At 58.0% G+C, this 18814-nt stretch carries 11 protein-coding genes and 1 pseudogene; 4 read left to right on the top strand and 8 right to left on the bottom strand.

Annotated elements, in window-relative coordinates; genetic code table 11:
* Positions 1 to 285 precede the first annotated feature (285 nt).
* From Poly24_RS10790 to Poly24_RS27380, 3 genes and pseudogenes are all read right to left on the bottom strand, one after another.
* Positions 286 to 1083: a hypothetical protein gene (locus tag Poly24_RS10790; protein ID WP_145094522.1), complete on the bottom strand. Its 798-nt coding sequence runs from the start codon at positions 1081 to 1083 to the stop codon at positions 286 to 288.
* A 420-nt stretch (positions 1084 to 1503) separates the two neighbouring features.
* A complete protein-coding gene (locus tag Poly24_RS10785) occupies positions 1504 to 3873 on the bottom strand; it encodes a sulfatase-like hydrolase/transferase (protein ID WP_145094519.1) in 2370 nt (789 codons plus the stop codon).
* Positions 3874 to 3984: 111 nt separating this feature from the next.
* Positions 3985 to 5496, bottom strand: a pseudogene (locus Poly24_RS27380) (arylsulfatase); the annotation flags it as partial.
* Positions 5497 to 6241: 745 nt separating this feature from the next.
* On the opposite strand from Poly24_RS27380, the gene Poly24_RS10775 reads away from it, so the two are divergent.
* From Poly24_RS10775 to Poly24_RS10765, 3 genes are all read left to right on the top strand, one after another.
* Entirely contained in the window at positions 6242 to 8194 is a 1953-nt protein-coding gene (locus tag Poly24_RS10775) for a PrkA family serine protein kinase (RefSeq protein WP_145094516.1), read from the top strand.
* Between the two features lie 61 nt (positions 8195 to 8255).
* Positions 8256 to 9536 (top strand): YeaH/YhbH family protein, encoded by a 1281-nt coding sequence (locus tag Poly24_RS10770; RefSeq protein ID WP_145094513.1) that lies wholly within the window; start codon positions 8256 to 8258, stop codon positions 9534 to 9536.
* A gap of 11 nt (positions 9537 to 9547) precedes the next feature.
* The gene (locus Poly24_RS10765) at positions 9548 to 11092 is read left to right on the top strand and encodes a SpoVR family protein (RefSeq protein ID WP_145094510.1); all 1545 of its coding nucleotides are present in this window, start codon (positions 9548 to 9550) and stop codon (positions 11090 to 11092) included.
* Positions 11093 to 11215: 123 nt separating this feature from the next.
* On the opposite strand, the gene Poly24_RS10760 is transcribed toward Poly24_RS10765, so the two are convergent.
* From Poly24_RS10760 to Poly24_RS10750, 3 genes are all read right to left on the bottom strand, one after another.
* Positions 11216 to 13045, bottom strand: a complete 1830-nt coding sequence (locus Poly24_RS10760) for an Hsp70 family protein (protein WP_145094507.1) — start codon at positions 13043 to 13045, stop codon at positions 11216 to 11218.
* Positions 13042 to 13602 (bottom strand): DUF2760 domain-containing protein, encoded by a 561-nt coding sequence (locus tag Poly24_RS10755; RefSeq protein WP_197452483.1) that lies wholly within the window; start codon positions 13600 to 13602, stop codon positions 13042 to 13044. Before Poly24_RS10755 ends, Poly24_RS10760 begins: the two co-directional genes overlap by 4 nt.
* Before the next feature lie 112 nt (positions 13603 to 13714).
* Positions 13715 to 14899 (bottom strand): phosphoglycerate kinase, encoded by a 1185-nt coding sequence (locus Poly24_RS10750; protein ID WP_145094501.1) that lies wholly within the window; start codon positions 14897 to 14899, stop codon positions 13715 to 13717.
* 287 nt (positions 14900 to 15186) lie between these two features.
* On the opposite strand from Poly24_RS10750, the gene Poly24_RS10745 reads away from it, so the two are divergent.
* Positions 15187 to 16188 (top strand): hypothetical protein, encoded by a 1002-nt coding sequence (locus Poly24_RS10745; RefSeq protein ID WP_145094498.1) that lies wholly within the window; start codon positions 15187 to 15189, stop codon positions 16186 to 16188.
* 111 nt (positions 16189 to 16299) lie between these two features.
* Here the strand turns inward: Poly24_RS10745 and Poly24_RS10740 are convergent, their stop codons facing one another.
* Positions 16300 to 17187, bottom strand: a complete 888-nt coding sequence (locus Poly24_RS10740; RefSeq protein ID WP_231753573.1) for a LamG domain-containing protein — start codon at positions 17185 to 17187, stop codon at positions 16300 to 16302.
* 407 nt (positions 17188 to 17594) lie between these two features.
* A complete protein-coding gene (locus Poly24_RS10735; protein WP_145094495.1) occupies positions 17595 to 18788 on the bottom strand; it encodes a class I SAM-dependent rRNA methyltransferase in 1194 nt (397 codons plus the stop codon).
* Positions 18789 to 18814: the final 26 nt, after the last annotated feature.

Raw genomic sequence — 18814 nt, 5'->3', positions numbered from 1 at the left:
AAACGCTCGTTTTCCGACCCTCCCGGCTTCGCTAGGCGGGTGAAGTGCCTGTTGCCAACGCGAGACTTCACCCTCCCACAAACGCAGTTTGGCAGGGGAGGGTCGAACTAGCGAAGCGAAGTTCGGGGAGGGGAGTCCCGGGACAAATCCAAGGCGATCGAACCGACGTAAGGCCCTCCCCGGAAAACTGGCTAAACGCTCGTTTTCCGACCCTCCCGGCTGCGCCAGGCGGGTGATGTGCTCGCGGCGTGAAATGCTCGCGGGGAGAAGCCATTTGGGAGAAGCTCAGGATTTTTCGCCCAAGGCGTCGACGGGGCGGTCTTCGGGATAGATCGACAGCCCGCCGGAAGCTCGTAATTCGATGAGGTACGACTTGCCCGCTTCGGTCTTCACCGAGACAGCTTCGCCATGGGCGGCGCGGATCCCTTTTTCGGCCGCCAGTTTGCGATCGTTGGCGAATTCCCAAAACTTCGACCAGATCTCCTGCTCGAATTCGTTGGGCTCTCCGCCTCGCAGATAGGCCTGCGGCATCGACCCCACCTCGTCGATGACAAAGCCATCGCTGGGTGTTTGGTGTTCGCCAAAGACGCGGCGGAAGAGGGTCAGCGACGTACCGCGGGCGATGTCGGCCGATTCGACAAACTTGTCCTCGAACTTCACCACCCAGTTATCGATGTAGACGACATCACCATCGATCGTGAAGACCTTTGGTTTGCCGATCGGGTTCCCCTCGGGCGAGAGTTCGGTGAAGCGGACGGTCGTGGAAACCATCTCCGACGCCAGTTGCGGTTGCTGGCTGAGCACTTCCAACCGCGCCAGACGCTGGTCGACCTTCAACAACTGAAGCGCCGTTTCCATCCGCGTAATCGTCTTGGCTTGTTCCGCAATCTCGACGCCGGCGTTTTCGAGTTCGACCTGAGCCGTTGCAAGCGCCGATTCGGTCTCGGCCAGCTTGCGTCGCTCGGCGTCGAACATATCGTACGTCACGTATCCGGCGCTTCCCAGGATGCCCGCGACGCAGACCATCAGGAACGTGCGGACGGTGGTGTTGATCGTGTGTATCGTTTCTCCGACACGTCCCATCGTGAGGACTCCTGAGTTGAAAACATGGTATCGCGGCGCGAGGCGATAGCAATGCGAGGATTTCGTTTCGAATTCAACCGCCTCGACTTGCATTCAATCGGCTGGTCGCATTGATTTGCAACAAGCTGTTTCTCCTTGAATAGCAATGAGTTACGGAGATTTCTTGTCAATTCCTGAAGGATACACGGATTTCACGATGCCGACTATCCAGTTTTGCAACTGATTTCTGGGTGCGGGGGAGTTGAACTCCAATCTCGTCATCCTTCTCGACCGGCAAATGCTAGCTGCGGGGCGGATGCGCTACTCGATGCCGTCCCCCATGATCTTTACGATCATGGGCCGTTGTATCACGCGGTGAATGCTTTGACGGTGAGCATCTCGGATAGGGCGGAAAATAGAGAGCTCAAAAAAGCAAGTCGGTTATTTCAGCTCCACCTTGAAACGGTTGATCGTCCCATTAAACGCAAAGGGGCGTTTGTCGTAGTAGTTCAGCGATACCGTCGAACCGAGATCCGTGCCGACGTCGAAGGTTTCACTCGCCGAGAAAGCGGTGGGGACCGTACGAACAAGTTCGGCTCGACCGACTCGCTTGCCGTCGACGATCAGAGTCGCCGTGCCACTTTTGCCCGGCCCCGCGATCGTCGTCTCAATCTCGATCTTATGTTTACCGGCTTCCAGCGGCTGACTGCTGCGAGCTTCATACTGTTCGATGATGAACATGTTGTAGAAGTAAACAAGATGTCCGTCGTCCAGGTACACCGTGACGCCGCCGCCAGCGCCGCCGAGTGCATAAAGCACGCCGTTGGCGTTCTCGGGAACTTCGAGGTCAATCGTGATCTTATTGCTTTGGCGGCCGATACCCGGCGCAGCGAACTCCGGCATTCGCTTCGTGTTGGCGGTAAAGTTCCAACTTTTGTAAGCGGTCTTCACGCGGTCTTCGGGGTGAAGCCGCAGCCAGAGTCCAGCTCCGATTGGAAAGTCGTTGTTGTCTTCTGCCAGCGTAAGAAACTGTTTCTTCAGTTCTTCGAGCTTCTGAGGTTGGTCCGCCGCCAGGTTGTTGGCTTCTGAAAAATCTTCGCTGATGTTGTAGAGCTCCCATTCATCCGAAGCAGAATCCCACTTCGCAACGCGAGGAACCGATGCTGGTGTGTTCCACGGAATGAACGGGCCAAACGCACAGGCAACCCAGCCGTCTTTGTAGATCGCGCGGCTGCCGTTGTTGTCGAAGAACTGGACGTCCTTTTTGGTTTGTGCATCGCCGTCTGAAAAAGTGTAAGCGAAACTCGTGCCGTCGATCTCGATCTGGTCCAGACCATTGACGCTTCGCGGTGGAGTGATCCCCAGGATTTCGTAGATGGTCGGCGCGATGTCGACAACGTGATGAAACTGGTCGCGGACCTTTGCGTCGGGTTTGATCCCCTTTGGCCACGAGACAACCATCGGATTCCGAGTGCCGCCGAAATGTGAGGCGACCAACTTGGTGGCTTTGAATGGAGTACTGCCAGCCCAAGCCCATCCCGAATGATACATGTTGTCCGTCTTGGGCGAGCCCAACGCATCGAGTCCGCCGATCTTGTCGAGTGCAGCAATTTGTTGTTCGACGGTGTTGGGAATATTGTTCTGCGCAAGCAACTCACTGATCGAACCTTCCTGGCCTTCGGCGCTCGATCCATTATCGCCCCAGATGTAAAAGATCAACGTGTTATCCCGCAGCCCACGTTCCTCCAGTCCGGCAACCAATCGGCCGACCTGCGCGTCGGTGTGTTCGGCGAAGCCAGCGAAGATCTCCATCCCACGACGTTGAAATGCGAGCTGGTCTGCGGGGATATCTTCCCAAGCGGTCATCGTGGGGTCGCGCGGCGTGAGTTTCGTCCCTGGTGGAATGATCCCCATATCGAGTTGTCGTTGGTGAACACGCTCGCGATAGGCATCCCAACCGTCGTTGAACTTGCCTTTGTATTTGTCGGCCCACTCGGGAAAGATGTGGTGTGGCCCATGGACTCCGCCGGATGCCCAATACATCAAGAAGGGTTTGTCGGGAGCAAACGCCTGTTGAGCATCGAGCCACGCGAGCGCCTTGTCGGTCAAATCTTCGGTGAGGTGATAGCCTTCGTCTTCCGGCGGTTCGACGGCATCATAATTTTCGACAAGTCGCGGTTCCCACTGCGATGTTTCGCCGGCCAGGAAGCCATAGAAGTATTCGAAGCCGTAGCCGTTGGGCCAGCGATCCTTCGGGCCGATCGAAGTCGTTTCTGTCGCCGGGGTGTTATGCCATTTCCCAAACGCGGAGGTGTGATATCCATACTGTTTCAGCACCTCGGCAAATGTAGCGGCCGTCTTGGGGATAACACCTGTGTAACCGTCGAAGGCAACCGCCCGTTCGGCGATCGTCCCCGAAGATACACGCGTGTGGTTCCGCCCCGTCAACAATGCAGCTCGAGTAGGCGAACAGATAGACGTTGTGTGAAAGGCGTTGTATCGCAGTCCTTCGTTCGCAAGCTTGGTCAACGTCGGCGTGTGGACCTCCCCACCAAAAGTCTCCGAGATTCCAAAGCCCACATCGTCGACAAGCACAACTAAGATGTTCGGCGAATCCTTGGGCAATCGTTGCGCAGGCTCGGGCCATTTCATCTGCGAATCTTGCAACCGAGGTTTCGTGACGCTCTTCATTTCCTGCGGAGGAAACGGAAGAACCGATCCGTCATCGGGAGGAGATTGCGAGAGGAGTTGATTCGGTTGAATCGCTGCGATCAAGCTCAGGAAACCGGCACAGAATAGAGTTCTTATCATTTCGTTTTCCCGAAGCTCTTGAATCGTATTAACAACAGGTAAGGAACTCGCCGCCGACGTCAGAGTGTGAGACGGCGGCGAGCGAGGAATCGCGGATCACGCTGCGGCGAATTACAGCCCGACGTCTTTGGGTGGATACTTTTTGAAGGTCGCAGCATGTTGCTTAAGCTTCCCAAGGACCGTTGCCAGGAATGCATTTCGGCGGTGGCCGACTGGCATCTGCTCTTTCGGGTCGATGTAGAGGTTGAACAGCCACGGTGCTAGTCCAACATCCTGTATGGTCGCATAGTCGATGTGCATGTGCGTCGATTCGGGAAGTGCAACCTTGAGGTGTACCTTATATTCCCGCATCCGGCAGGCCATCAGTTCCGTGCCCCACCAAAAGTAGACGGCTTCACGTTGGGAATGACCTTCGTCGTGTAGCAGGAACGAAGTTTGATCGATGAAGTCGTAATACCGATCGGTTGGCAAGGTGTCATGTTTAACGCCACCGACGTTAAGGGCAACGCCGAAGAGATCCATCAGGTCGAACAGGTCATCGCTTTCGCGGCCCGATTCGATCATTCCTTTCCAGTAGGCGATGCCGGGAACCCGGACACCTCCTTCAAACGTGGTCCCCTTCGCGCCACGAAACGGCGTGTAGCCCGCGTCGGGCCATCCATCCATCTGCGGGCCGTTGTCGCTGGTGAAGAAGACGAACGTGTTCTCCAGCACGCCCGCCTCGTCTAAGGCTTTGATGATTTCACCGACGTGCAGATCGACTTCGGCAACGGCTTCCTTTTAGAAGTACTTCGCGGCGCTTAGGGGCCCGAGATCTGGATTGGGAAAGTTGTCGCAGTGAACCTTCATGAAACAATGTTCGATGAAGAAGGGCTTGTCCCCTTTGGCCAACTCTTTGATCTTCTCAATCGTGAAATCAGCCAGGACCTTTTCGGCTCGCCCCATGTCTTCGAGCGATTGCACCTGTGCAAGCTTCTCGGTGCGGCCACCCTTGAAACCGTGGGTGAGGTGATTGTCAGGCGCAATCGCCTCGAAGGCCCGCATTCGTTCCGGATCGTTGACAAGATCGGGGAACCGGCGGGAATCGAACCTTTGGGAGATCTCCTTCTGCGCCGGGTAGTAGCCGTAATATTCATCGAAGCCGATATCGTGCGGCCGCATTCCCTCGGGTTCTCCCACATGCCATTTACCGGTGAGCATCGTGAAATAGCCGGCGTCGCTGAGCAACTTCGCCAAGCTCACTTCGTCCGCCCAAGGATTCTTGGTGAGTTTGTCGCCCGCTAGGATCGGCCGCGTCAATCCGGTTCGGTGAGGGAGTCGCCCTGTCAGAATCGCCGAACGCGTTGGCGTGCATGTCTGTTGCGAATAACAACTGGTCAGCTTCAGCCCTTCCCGCGCCAGGCGATCGATATTCGGAGTCGCCGCACCGACCGCGGCACCGCCGCCATAACATCCCGGGTCGCCGTATCCCATGTCATCGACGACCAACCAAAGAATATTCGGCTTTCGGCCGGTCTCCTTCTTCAGCTTCGCAAGCTTCGTCGCAACAACGTCGTCCTGATCCGAACGTGGTATCGCCGGTTCAAAGTTGTCCGCGGTCCGCAAGGTACGATCCAGATTGGGCTTTTGCCCGAGTCCGACTGAAACCGGCCCCAACAATATCAATCCCAGCAACGTCGAAGTGGCGATCGGGTAAACAGATCTCATGTGTTGGCTCTCAGGTTGGCGGATGCGGTCGAGATATGCTCGCGGATTTGAAAAGTAGCGATTGCCGATGACCGCTGTTCGACAACGAGAAATGAGCCGGCATGAGTGACCGATCTCATGGAACGAAGGTACAAACCGTGAACGATTCGCAGGGCTTGTTGGATCGATGTATCGCTGGAACGATTGCTTTATATCTTTCCAGAACCTGATTTACTACTTCCAGCCAAACACATTTGCTGCCGATGCGTCCGGTCGACAAAGCTTTCTGGCAAAGACATGCCATCGGAGGCAAATTCTAACTGTCACAGTGCCGAATCCCGCGGGATTGAATTTCTGTTTAATTTCGCAAAGTTTTCCCTAAGTCGTTTCGCCTGCAATGTTTGCGATGGCACTCCCAACCGTTTATTGGCTGAAATCACAAAGTAGACGCATCGCCATCTCCTATAATCGGGATAAGCGGGAAACTTCCGATCGGTGCGTCGATTGCGCCCCTCGGTTTTGTCGACCGCCTGTCGGATGACGGGCGACTGCGAACTGCTTCGCATTCTCCGGCAACCGACGTCCTGCCGCCGTGAATCTAGTCTTTGCCCGCCGCAAGTAATCCAAACGACGAATTTTCGCGGGTGGGACTTCAAGCTTTTGCGCATTTGGGAGATTGCACATGGCCACCACAAACCGAACGGACATCGTTCAGCTTTATTCCGAGAGCTATTCGCAACACAAACAAGTCCGACTCTCTTTAAAGGAATATCTCGAAGCCGCCGGGAGCGATCCAAGCCTCTACGCATCCGCGTCGGAGCGGATGGTCAAGGCGATCGGCGAGCCCGAACTGATCGATACGTCCAACGACCCACGGTTGGGTCGGATCTTCATGAACCGGACCATCAAGTCTTATCCCACGTTCAAGAGCTTCTACGGTTTGGAAGAGACGATCGAGCGGATCGTCGGATTCTTCCGCCACGCCGCCCAAGGTTTGGAGGAGCGGAAGCAGATCCTTTATCTGTTAGGCCCCGTCGGTGGCGGCAAAAGTTCTTTGGCCGAAACGCTGAAACGGTTGATGGAAAAGCAACCTGTTTATGTGCTGTGCGCCGGCGACGAGATCAGCCCGATCTACGAGAGCCCGCTGGTTCTGTTCGATCCCGTCACGATGGGATCGGTGCTGGAAGAGGAATACGGCATCCCACGCCGCCGCTTGGCGGGTTACATGTCCCCCTGGGCGATCAAGCGGCTGGATGAATACGGCGGCGACATCTCCAAGTTTTCCGTCGTCCGCGTGACGCCGTCGGAGCAGCGTGGCTGCTGCGTGGCCAAGACCGAACCGGGCGATGAGAACAACCAAGATATCTCGTCGCTTGTCGGTAAGGTCGACATTCGCAAGTTGGAATACTTTGGCCAGGACGACGCCGACGCCTACTCCTACACCGGCGGATTAAACCGCACGACGCAGGGGCTGTTGGAATTTGTCGAGATGTTCAAAGCGCCGCTGAAGATGCTGCATCCGCTACTGACCGCGACGCAGGACGGGACTTACGTCGGAACCGAAAACGTCGGCGCGATGCCTTACCAAGGGATCATCGTCGCCCACTCCAACGAGTCCGAATGGGAGACGTTTAAAGCGAACCGCAGCAACGAAGCTTTCCTCGATCGGATCTGCGTCGTCAAGGTTCCGTATTGCTTGCGAGCGACCGAAGAGACGCAGATCTATCGCAAATTGATCCAGAACTCGCAGCTGGGGAACGCTCCGTGCGCTCCCGATACGCTGGAGTTGATGTCGCAGTTTTCGGTCCTGACGCGTTTGAAGGAGCACGAAAATTCGAGCCTGCACGCCAAGCTGCATGTCTACGACGGCGAGTCATTAAAAGACACCGACCCGCAGGCGCGGACGGTCCAGGAATACCGCGACGCCGCGGGCGTGACCGAGGGGATGGACGGAATCTCGACCCGCTTCGCCTACAAAATCCTCTCGGAGACTTTCAACTTTGACAACGAAGAGGTGGCTGCCGACCCAGTCCACCTGATGTACGTGCTGGAACAATCGATCCGCCGCGAGCAGTTGCCCGAGGAGACCGAACAGCGGTACCTGGAGTTTGTCAAAGAGGAGCTGGGGACGCGGTACGCCGAGTTCATCGGCAACGAGATTCGCAAAGCCTATCTCGAGTCGTACCACAGTTACGGCCAGAATCTGTTCGACCGTTACATCTCGTATGCCGACGCCTGGATCGACGACCAGGACTACAAGGATCCCGACACCGGCCAATTGATGGACCGCGATGTCTTGAACGAGGAGCTGGAGAAGATCGAACATCCCGCAGGGATCGGCAACGCGAAGGACTTCCGTTACGAAGTCGTCAAGTTTGCGTTGCGGGCTCGCGCCAAGAACAACGGTCGCAATCCCGATTGGACTTCGTACGAAAAGATTCGCGAAGTGATCGAGAAGCGGATGTTCAGCCAGATCGAGGAGCTGTTGCCAGTGATCAGCTTTGGCGCCAAAAAGGACAGTCAAGCTCAGCAGAAGCACAGCGAATTTGTTGACCGCATGACACAGCGTGGCTACACCCCACGCCAAGTCCGCCGCTTGGTCGATTGGTACATGCGTGTTAGTAAATCGAGCTGACCCGTGGATCGTCGTTCCGTGATCTGTGCCGCCTTCATTAGCTCGCAGGGAGATTATCGCGATGCACGTAGTCGATCGTCGTCAAAACCCAAAAGCAAAAAGCCTTGGCAATCGCCAACGCTTTTTGCGCCGTGTGAAATCGCACATGCGGAAGGCGTTTGCCGATTCAATTCGGCAGCGGAAGATCGCCGACCTCGAAGGAGGCCAGGAGGTTTCGATCAGCTCCAAAGACCTGCACGAACCAACCTTCCACCACGACCGCAACGTGGGACACCGTGATTACGTGCTTCCTGGAAACCACGAATATCGACCAGGTGACCAGATTGAAAAACCGAGCGGCGGTGCGGGCAGCGGTTCGGGGGGCAGCGCCGATGGGGACGGCGAGGATAGCTTTGTCTTCGCCCTGACGCGCGAAGAGTTTCTGGATTTGTTCTTCGAAGATCTGGAGTTACCCAATCTGGCGAAACGGAAGTTGAAATCGATGGACTCGCCCGCTTGGGTCCGTGCCGGATATTCGACCGATGGTTCGCCCCAGCGACTCAACAAGCGCGAGACGATGCGCCGCAGCTTGGCTCGCCGTATCGCCTTAGGTCGGCCGAAGCTGGCTGAAGTCGAAGCATTGCAGGCGGAATTGCAACAGGCGCAGACTGCGGGCGACGCCGATGAGATCGCCCGGCTGCGGAAACTGATCGACGCGCAGCAAACTCGGATGCGAGCGGTTCCCTATCTGGAGACGGTCGACCTGCGATACAGCCGCATCCAACGGGTCCCCAAGCCGACGACACAGGCGGTGATGTTCTGTTTGATGGACACGTCGGCGTCGATGACCGAACAGCTGAAGGACATGGCGAAGCGGTTCTATATGTTGCTGCATCTGTTCCTGAAGCGGCACTACAAAGCGGTCGAACTCGTCTTCATCCGCCACACCTACACGGCTCAAGAAGTCGATGAGCAGACGTTTTTCCACGGCCGGGAGACGGGCGGCACCGTCGTTTCGTCGGCTCTCGAAGAGATGCTGAAGATCGTCAAACAGCGGTATCCGGTCGAGGACTGGAACATCTACGCCGCCCAAGCTTCCGACGGGCACAACTTCGATCACGACATGCCGCAGACGCTGCGTCTGTTGGAACAAGAGATCCTGCCGATCTGCCAATATTACGCTTACATCGAAGTCAACGACGACCAATGGCCAGGGGACAGCGTCCTTTGGCACGGCTACTATCCGTTGACCGCTCGACACGCCAACTTTGCCCAAGCGGAGGTCGCCACGGCCGGCGAAATTTTCCCGGTCTTTCACGATCTGTTCGACGGCAAACTGCGTTCCGGCTCAAATACCAACTAGCGGGTGGATCGATGAATAAGCGGCATGGCGGGCTCTTGTACAGCGGATCGCAATGGGATTTCAAACTGCTGCACCGCGTCTACGATGCGGTCGAAGAGATCGCCTTGGGCGAACTGGGGCTGGACGTCTATCCCAACCAGATCGAAGTGATCACCTCCGAACAGATGCTGGACGCCTATGCCGCGATTGGAATGCCGCTGCTGTACCGCCACTGGTCGTTTGGCAAGCGTTTCGCCCGCGAGGAGCTGTTGTATCGCAAGGGAGCCCAATCGCTGGCTTATGAACTGGTGATCAATTCGCAGCCCTGCGTCTCGTACGTGATGGAAGAGAACACGATGACGATGCAGACGCTGGTGATCGCGCACGCGGCGTTCGGACACAATCATTTCTTCAAAAACAACCACCTGTTCCGCCAATGGACGCGAGCCGATCGCGTGCTGGATGAACTCGCGTATGCAAAGAGTTATATCGCCGGATGCGAGCAACGGTACGGACTGGGTGAAGTCGAATCGCTGTTGGATTCCGCTCACGCGCTGATGTCTCACGGCGTCAACCGCTACGCCACGCGGCGTCGCTCGCCGCGCGAACAGCAAGCGCGCAGCGAAGCCCGCCGCCAACATCTCGAATCGACTTACAATGATCTGTGGCGTACCGTCCCCACCGAACCGTCCGACACAACGGAGGTGAAGACCGCCGAACAAGACGAGAATGACATCGAAGCGGCCGCGTTGGACTTGCCCGAGGAAAATCTATTAACCTTCTTGGCCAACCATGCGCCAAAACTGAAGGACTGGCAGCGTGAAGTGCTGCGGATCGTTCGCACGCTGGCTCAATATTTCTACCCGCAGCGTCAGACCAAGATGATGAACGAAGGGTGTGCGACCTTTGTCCATTACGAAATCATGAACCGCTTGTACCATCGCGGCCAGATCGACGAAGGATCGATGCTGGAATTCCTGCACATGCATTCGGCGGTTGTCGCCCAACCGAATTTCGATTCCCGCGGCTTCGGTGGGATCAATCCCTACGCGTTGGGATATGCCATGGTTCGCGATATCGCCAGGATCTGCGACGACCCCGACGACGAGGACCGCCAATGGTTCCCCGAGATCGCCGGCAAGGGGCGCTCGCTGGAGACGATCCGCGACGCCTGGGAGCACTATCGCGACGAGAGCTTCATCCTGCAGTTCTTAAGTCCGCGGTTGATCCGCGAAATGCGGTTGTTCAAGGTCAGTGATGACGCCAACGACGAACATATGACGGTCACCGCGATCCACGACGAATCGGGATACCGCGAGGTCCGCCGCCAATTAGCCGCCCAATACGACATCTCCAAACAGGAGCCCGATATCCAGATCAGCGACGCCAACCTGAAAGGGAACCGACGATTGGTCCTGACTCACCGCGTGCGCGATGGCAAGCTGTTGGAGAAATCCGAAGCCAACCGGATCTTGCGGCATCTGGCAAAACTGTGGGGCTACCGCGTCCGGATGGTCGAAGTCGACGCCGAGACCAAACGTCCGCTCAGCGAATACGACGCCGTCTCGATGCCGTAATGAAGCAGCTAGCACCGAGCGCTTTCGTTGATTCAACGAAGCGTAGTGGACGAGGTTACGAGTCCCAGCGATTTGGTCTGATGCAAAAGGACTCGTAACCTCGTCCACCACGTCCCGCCGATTCTATTCTTGCGGTTCGTCGCGGACGTTGAATTCTAACTTCCAGCGGCCGTCGCCATGAACCGCCACGCACCACAGTTCCAAGACGCCCAGTTCGGTGATGTTGGCATGGAATTTAACCGGCACGTGCGATTCGGTCGCTCCATCGGCCAGCGTTAACGTCGCTTCCATCGGATCGGTTTCGGTCAGTTCCGTATCATCCCACCAATCCAATTGTTCGCCCGGCTTGTCGTCGGTGCGAACATTCGAACTGAAGAACCGGAACCGGGCCGGTTTGCCGACAACCAGACCGATCTCGCCCGAAGGGACGTCGGTCTCGGTCCCCTCTTCCATTCCAAAGGGAACCACACAGAGCGCCTTCAGCGGCCGAGGGGCTCCGGGAATCGCCAGCCCCGCGGTTTCGATGCCGACGTAATATGAACGGGCCGTGCCGCCGCGAATCCGCAGACCGCCACGCTGTTTGTTCAGCCCGTAATAACAGGCGCCGCGAGCGACGGCGTGGTCGAGGTCGTGAACGCCTTGCAGCGGTTGGACCTTCGAATCGCCCGCGTCGGCGGACCAGCTGTTGACGATCTCCAGCATCCGGTTGCGGAATCCATCGGCTTTAAAGACGCCGCCGTTGAACAACACAAAATCGGGAAGCGAAACGCTGTCGCTCTCCGACGCGGTGCAGTGGTTGGAGACAAACGACGCCAGGTGACGCGTGATCCCCGGGTCCGATTCAAAGGGCAGCCCGATCTCCTGGAAGCCCGAAGCGGCTTGCCGCTGCGGGACCGCATCCAATCCACACTTGGGAAGAAAGCCATCGACCAACAGCTGCGAGATCGATTCACGATCGACTTCGACACTGACCGTGCCGCCGATCAATTTGCTGCCGCGGCCAAGGACCGAAATCGTCTGTTTTTCGGAGCCCTCGGGAGCCAACAGCGACTCTTTCGCCGCGCGGCACGAATGCCACAGCGAGACCGATTGCCAAGGGTTTAGTTTCGTCTTCTTCTTGGCGAATTCCCCGGCCACGACATGGGCCATCGTCAGATCCATGTTGTCGCCACCGACCAGCAAGTGATCGCCAACCGCTTCGCGTCGCAGCGTCAGATCGCCTCCATCCTCGTCGACGGTGATCAGCGTCAGGTCGGTCGTACCGCCACCGACGTCGCAGACCAGCACGCGTTGGCCGACACTCAACATCTTTCGCCACTGGTCGCCGACAGCCGACAGCCAAGCGTAGAAGGCAGCTTGCGGTTCTTCCAACAAAACAAAGTTGGCTGGCAACCCGGCGGCGATCGCCGCTTCGCGTGTCAATTCGCGAGCGACGGGATCAAACGAAGCGGGAACCGTTAAGACGACTTGTTGTTGTTCGATCGGAGCGTCTGGGAACCGCTGCTGCCACGCCTGCACCAAATGCTGCAGGTAACGCTGCGAAGCGGTCACCGGCGAGATCTTCTCGACATCGTTGGGAGCTTGCCAAGGGAGGATCGGTTGGCGGCGATCGACGCCGGTGTGGCAGAGCCACGATTTCGCAGCCCCCACGGTTCGGTCGGGAGCTTCGCCACCACGATCTCGGGCAAACTGACCGACAGCGTACGATTGATCCTTGCCCCAGGGAGCGTCCAAGCCACCGGCGGTTCGTTCCGCGGCATTGGCTAGATAGACAAACGACGGCAGACTGTCCCGTTCTTCGACGGTCCCGGCGGCGACCAATTGCGGAATCGGCAGCAACTGGATCTCTGCGGCTTCCGAACTGCCCGCATTCGATTCGGCTTGAACCGGCGTGTAAGCCAGGACGCTGTTGGTCGTGCCGAGGTCGATACCGATGATGTATTTAGCTGTCATGCGATTTCCAATTCGATCGGTGCGATCACGCGATCCGATTCGGGGCTGCCCGACCAGCGAGGAAGCTCGCACTTGGCGGCCTTCCAGCCGTGATGGGCGATCGTTCCGCTGAAGGGAGCGTCGCCGTGGACGTTGCCGGTCAAACGGATCTGTCCCGGATCCACTTCCGCTGGCGTCTGCATCGAATCCCCTTCTTCGGATTCGGTCAGCGGAGCGATGGCGAACATGCGGTCGAGCACTTTTTTCGTGTCGCGAAGAACATCGCGAGCTGCCGCGCCAACCTGTTCGTCGCTGTAGGCGTCCAACGATTCTTGGACCAGGTCGACAAAGCGGGCTTCGCGCTGCAGCGCCGCCAACAAACCGATCGCATCGCTGCGCGTCGGTTTAGGTGGTGCAGGGGCTTGGGCTTTGGCCGGAGCTTCCGCGGGAGTCGGTTCGGCCGCCGCCGGCGTCGGTTGATCGGCAGCCTCGCCGCTGGTCAGCCGTTGATACGCCGCCGCAGCTTCGCGGTTAAACAGGATCTTAAAGAACGCCTGGATGGCTAAACCGATGCTCACGGCAATACGTCTCCAATAAACCGACGGGGAGAATTCGTGGTCAGATTTTTGTCAGCCGCCACGCGCGCGGTTCCCGACCGCGAACCGCACGCTAGCGTCAAACGAATGCAGCTTACGCTTCGTCTAAGATATCGACAGCCTTAAACGCTTTGCCTTCGAGCATTTCCAAGCTGGCACCGCCACCGGTGCTGACGTGGCTGACCTTTTCGGCCAGACCAAACTGCTCGATCGCCGCGGCGCTATCGCCACCGCCGATGATCGTCGTGCCGGGGCAATCGGCAACGGCTTGAGCGACAACGCGAGTACCGGCGTCGAACGGAGGCATCTCGAAGACGCCCATCGGTCCGTTCCAAACCACCGTCTTGGCCGATTTGATGATGTCGGCGTACATCACCGCGGTCTTGGGTCCGACATCAAAGCCTTCCCAGCCGTCGGGGATCTGCCCCGCGTCGACAACCTGTTTGTTGCAGTCGCCCGAGAAGGCGTCGCCGCAGTGGGTGTCGACGGGAAGGACCAACTTGTCTCCTCCCTTTTCCATCAACTCGCGAGCCAGGTCGACTTTGTCCTTTTCGACAAGGCTGCCGCCGACTTTGCCGCCGCTTGCTAGCGAGAAGGTGTAGGCCATCGCACCGCCGATCAAGATCTTGTCGCAGACCGACAGCAGGTTATTGATCACGTTGATCTTATCGCTGACCTTCGCTCCACCCAGGATCGCCACAAAGGGACGCTCGGGGCTGCTGATCGCATCGGCCAGGTATTGGATCTCTTTGGCGACCAGATTGCCAACAACCTTAGCGCCGGCGATCTTTTGAGCGACTGCGTACATCGAAGCGTCGGTGCGGTGGCAGGTCCCAAAGGCGTTGTTGCAATAGATGTCGGCCATCTCGGCGATCTGTCCGGCAAAGGTTTCGTCACCCTTCTTTTCGCCTGGATTAAAACGCAGGTTCTCCAACAGGACGACATCGCCATCGGCCATCGCAGCCACTTTGGCTTTGGCATCTTCGCCGACGGTATCGGTAGCAAAGGCAACGGGCTTGCCCAGCAGTTCGCTCAACCGCGCCGCGGCGGGAGCCAAGCTGTATTTGCTGTCGCTGGCATCCCCTTTGGGACGGCCCAAGTGGCTACCGAGGATCACACGTCCACCGCGGTTGATGACCGATTGGATCGACGGCAACGCCATCCGGATGCGGCGGTCATCGGAAATCTTCAGCGAATCGTCCAAAGGCACATTGAAGTCCACTCGCATAAAGACGCGTTGTCCCGCCACATCGATGTCTTCGATACTCTTTTTGGCCATTGTTGGTTCTCGTAAATTGGTTCTTGTGGAAGCTGTGGGATCGTTGCCTGCACCGCTTGCGAAATGCTATCTCGTCCGTTTGATTATCTTGATCTTGGGCCACCTGTCGAGGGCGTACAGTTAGCAAGCCTACGCAAACGAGGCAGTTTACGCTGACCTTATGGCGCGGCATTTCGCGGCTTCGCCGGAATGTTTGAACTTGCCGGCCTCTGGCGGACGAATAACCCATACAGACGGCAGATTCGTATTGGACGGATCGGCCAATTGCAGCCGCCCTGGGACGCGAAATGCCGATGCCTGTTCGCCGGTTCACAACCGTCCTGCTGCTTGTCGTCTGTTGGCTGGTGCAATTCGCTAGTTCTGCCGCAGCACTGGACTTTGGGGATAAACGGGCCGAACGGGAGGCTGCGATCGCGGCGCTGCCGCTGGATCGCTTGACGCAGACCGCTCGAAAACGCGTGGAACAAATCATTTCGCATCCGACGATGTTTCGTCGCTTGCCGACCCAGGGAATGGATTGTGACCGCGATATGTTTTTGTTTCTGGTGCGACACCCCGAAGTGCTCGTGGGAATTTGGGATGTGATGGACATCACCCAGGTTCAGATGCAGCGGACTGGTCCCTACAATCTGGTCGCCAGCGACGGCCAAGGGACAAGCTGTGAGATCGAATTGATCTACGGCGATTCGCAGACCCATCTTTACATCGCCCGCGGTAAATACGAAGGTTCGATGGTCGCCAAACCGCTGACCGGCAGCGGTGTCTTCGTGTTGCACAGCAGCTACGCTCGCAGCAGCAGCCAACGAGAAACCATCGGCGGACAGATGGATGTGTTCCTCGACATCGACAGCATCGGTGCCGATCTGGTCGTCCGCACGTTGGGACCGTTGATCGGCAAATCTGCCGACCACAATTTCGTCGAGACGGCCAAGTTCATCGCTCAGATCTCGCAGGCTTCCGAAGTGAATCCAGAAGGTGTCAAGAAACTTGGCCAACAGATTCCGCAGGTCAGCGATCCGGTCCGGGCCGGTTTCATCGATACCGCGATCGCCGTAGGCCTTCGCAACGGCCATGCGATCGACGATGAACCACCAATCGCCATGAACGACTCACCATTGCAGCGGACGCTCGATGGCAAACCGCCCGTCGATACCGACGCTCCGGAACCCGAACGCGTACGGATCGCATCGACCAGCCGTAATTATGACGGCGAGGATGCGTCACCTTCTTCCGCGATCTACGACAATCCGGTGCAGCCGCGAAAAATGGGCATGAATCTGCGTCGCTAACGTCCTTTGAAATCCGTGGCATCTGCGGTGCGGATTATTGTCTGAAGGAGCTTTGCAGTGCACTTGGAGACGGGATTCGATCGCGCGACGCAGTCGCGTGGCCACAGGCCTTTAATTGCCTCGGTTGAGTTCCGACAACGCCTGCAATTCTGACTCGCTCAAGGCCCGCCGAAAGACGGCGAGACCACCGATCTGGCCGGCAAAAAAGTTGCCCCATTCCTCGCTGCGATGGACTGCGCCGACGGTGAATGCGGCACCATCGGCTCCACCGTCAAACAAGCCTTCGGTGTACGGGAACGGATTGTATTGCGAGCGGGCATCGAGCCGGCCGTCGACGTAGACGCACGATTGTTTGCCATCGTAAGTCATCGCCAGACAATGCCATTGCTGCAGCGGGATCTCCGTCGCACCGCTGGAATACGTGATGCAATAGCGCTCGCCCGGCGTGGGGCCGCCGACGCCAGAGACGTGGCCGTGGATGCGATTCTGCATCGGGTAACGTTTCATCTCGTCGGCCTTGGTGCCACGCGGCGCGTTGAGGAACAGACAGTACTGCCGCTTCCGTCGCGTTTCATCCCAAGCTCCTGCGATCGCTTGCCAGTGCTGCTTCCCTTCGCGACGGATCCAAGCGACGACCGTCACTTGCGCCTCGGGACCATGGATGTCGAGCCCGCCGATCTGCGGCCGTGGGATCATGAACCATTGACCCGATCGGATCCGCGCCGCATGAGGCCCAAACACGCCTCCATCGACACGTGCGATCGGCCCCTCCATTTCCTGAAGCGCCAACGGTTCCCCGCCCTGCGAAATCCGCGGCTGCCCGGCCGGTTCTTGGAAGTCCCAAAACGCGACAAGTCCGTCGAGCTTCGTCACCTCGGTCGCCGGGCCTTTTGCGGCAGGCTCTTCCGAACGGGCCACGGCACTCGTGAAACAACCGGCCAGTATCGTGGCCGCCAGCAAGGCGGATCGCAATATGTTTGCGTTTAACATCTTGAACATACGAAAAGCTCTTTGAAGCCTATGGAGCAGAAACAAATGGGCTGGCCGAGTCACCATGCGGCAGGCCACGGCAATATTATGCCAAGTTGTCGGCGGCGGATCGACCGACGGGGGCGGGCTCAATCGGAAGAATGGGCCGGGGCCAGCACAGAGGTCGGATCGGCGTGTGCCCCCGTGGGGGGCAGCGTTTGATCACGCGATCGGTTCCGGTGGTGTTCGCGACGCTCTCACCACCGGCTACCTTCTGCGATTCCTTCGGAATGGTGGATGCGCGCCAACGAGAGCGGCTCCCACAGGGATCGATCGAAGGTGGCAGCGGAGGCCGACGCGCCGCGGTGCATCTCAGCAGCGCAGGTCCCAACGCATGAAACGATCCCGCAGAGATCGCAAATGCTTGCAGCCCGCGATCAACGCGCTTCGCAGATCACACACTTCAGATAGTCGGTCTCGGGGCACGATAGCCGCACGGGGTGATCGGCTGCGGCGCCGCGATTTTCGAACAGGATCAGATCGCGGCGGGTCTGGCGGCCGACTTTCTGAAGCATCTTCATGAAGTCGGGGCGCGTAACGCGGCCGGAGCAGGAACAGGTGACCAAGATCCCGCCTGGTTCCAGTATTTCCAAAGCGCCACGATTCAATCGCGTGTAGGCGCGGACGGCGGCATCGACGCTCTGACGCGAACCTGCGAACCGCGGCGGGTCGAGGATGATGCCTGAAAAACGCTTCCCCTCTTGCTTGAATTGGTCCAGCCGTTGAAAGCAGTCCCCCTTTTCAAAGCGGACGTTCTCCAGACCGTTGCGTTGAGCATTGGCGGTCGCCGCCGCGACAGCTCGCTCGCTGGTGTCGATCCCCAACACGCTGGTCGCTTCGCCTAGCTTCGCCGCGTTCATGGCAAATCCGCCGACGTAGCTGCAGATATCCAGGACTTCGCGTCCCTTCATATAAGAGGCAGCCAAGCGACGATTTTCGCGTTGATCCAAATACATCCCAGTCTTCTGACTGTGCATCAGATCGACGGTGTATTCGATATCGTTCTCGCGAATCAACAGATCGGCTGGAGGCGGGTCGCCGAAGACGACGTCGTCGCGGGCTTCGATCCCTTCGGCTTTCGCCGTCGCGGCATCGATCCGAACGATGATCGCTTTGGGATTCATTCGCTCGCGCAGATGGGCGACGATCGCATCGATCCGCTGAGCGATCACGGCGGCGTTGACTTGCACGATCAGAAAATCGCGATAGCGGTCGACGATCAGACCGCTGATCCCATCGGCTTCGCTGTAAACGATCCGGACCGCATCGCAGACCGGTTCCAGTCCGGCGGTCTGGCGACGCTGGATCGCTTCGTCGATGCGACGCGCGAAAAACGCATCGTCGATCGCTTCAGCGGGATCCCAGGTGTAGAGCCGCACGCAGAGCTTGCCGGATGGACTGTAAAGCCCCCGCGCAACCCAGCTGCCATCGTGTGTCACCAAGTCGACGACTTCACCGGTCGGCAATTCGCCGTGAGAAGGGGCCAACGAGGCGACATGTGCCCAGGGGTGCCTGGACACAAAAGGGAAATGACGCGAGGGTTTGATCTCAATCGTGCGGGGCTTCGACACTCAGTTCGCTCTTTCATTAAGCGACG

This window comes from Rosistilla carotiformis (assembly GCF_007753095.1).
GTDB lineage: Bacteria > Planctomycetota > Planctomycetia > Pirellulales > Pirellulaceae > Rosistilla > Rosistilla carotiformis.
This window is presented reverse-complemented; position numbering and strand designations above follow the sequence as displayed.

Coding starts and splice junctions, on each gene's coding strand:
- Poly24_RS10770 (WP_145094513.1), top strand. CDS start 8,256: ATGCACGTAGTCGATCGTCGTCAAAACCCAAAAGCAAAAAGCCTTGGC.
- Poly24_RS10790 (WP_145094522.1), bottom strand. CDS start 1,083: ATGGGACGTGTCGGAGAAACGATACACACGATCAACACCACCGTCCGC.
- Poly24_RS10750 (WP_145094501.1), bottom strand. CDS start 14,899: ATGGCCAAAAAGAGTATCGAAGACATCGATGTGGCGGGACAACGCGTC.
- Poly24_RS10785 (WP_145094519.1), bottom strand. CDS start 3,873: ATGATAAGAACTCTATTCTGTGCCGGTTTCCTGAGCTTGATCGCAGCG.
- Poly24_RS10765 (WP_145094510.1), top strand. CDS start 9,548: ATGAATAAGCGGCATGGCGGGCTCTTGTACAGCGGATCGCAATGGGAT.
- Poly24_RS10775 (WP_145094516.1), top strand. CDS start 6,242: ATGGCCACCACAAACCGAACGGACATCGTTCAGCTTTATTCCGAGAGC.
- Poly24_RS10740 (WP_231753573.1), bottom strand. CDS start 17,187: ATGTTCAAGATGTTAAACGCAAACATATTGCGATCCGCCTTGCTGGCG.
- Poly24_RS10745 (WP_145094498.1), top strand. CDS start 15,187: ATGCCGATGCCTGTTCGCCGGTTCACAACCGTCCTGCTGCTTGTCGTC.
- Poly24_RS10760 (WP_145094507.1), bottom strand. CDS start 13,045: ATGACAGCTAAATACATCATCGGTATCGACCTCGGCACGACCAACAGC.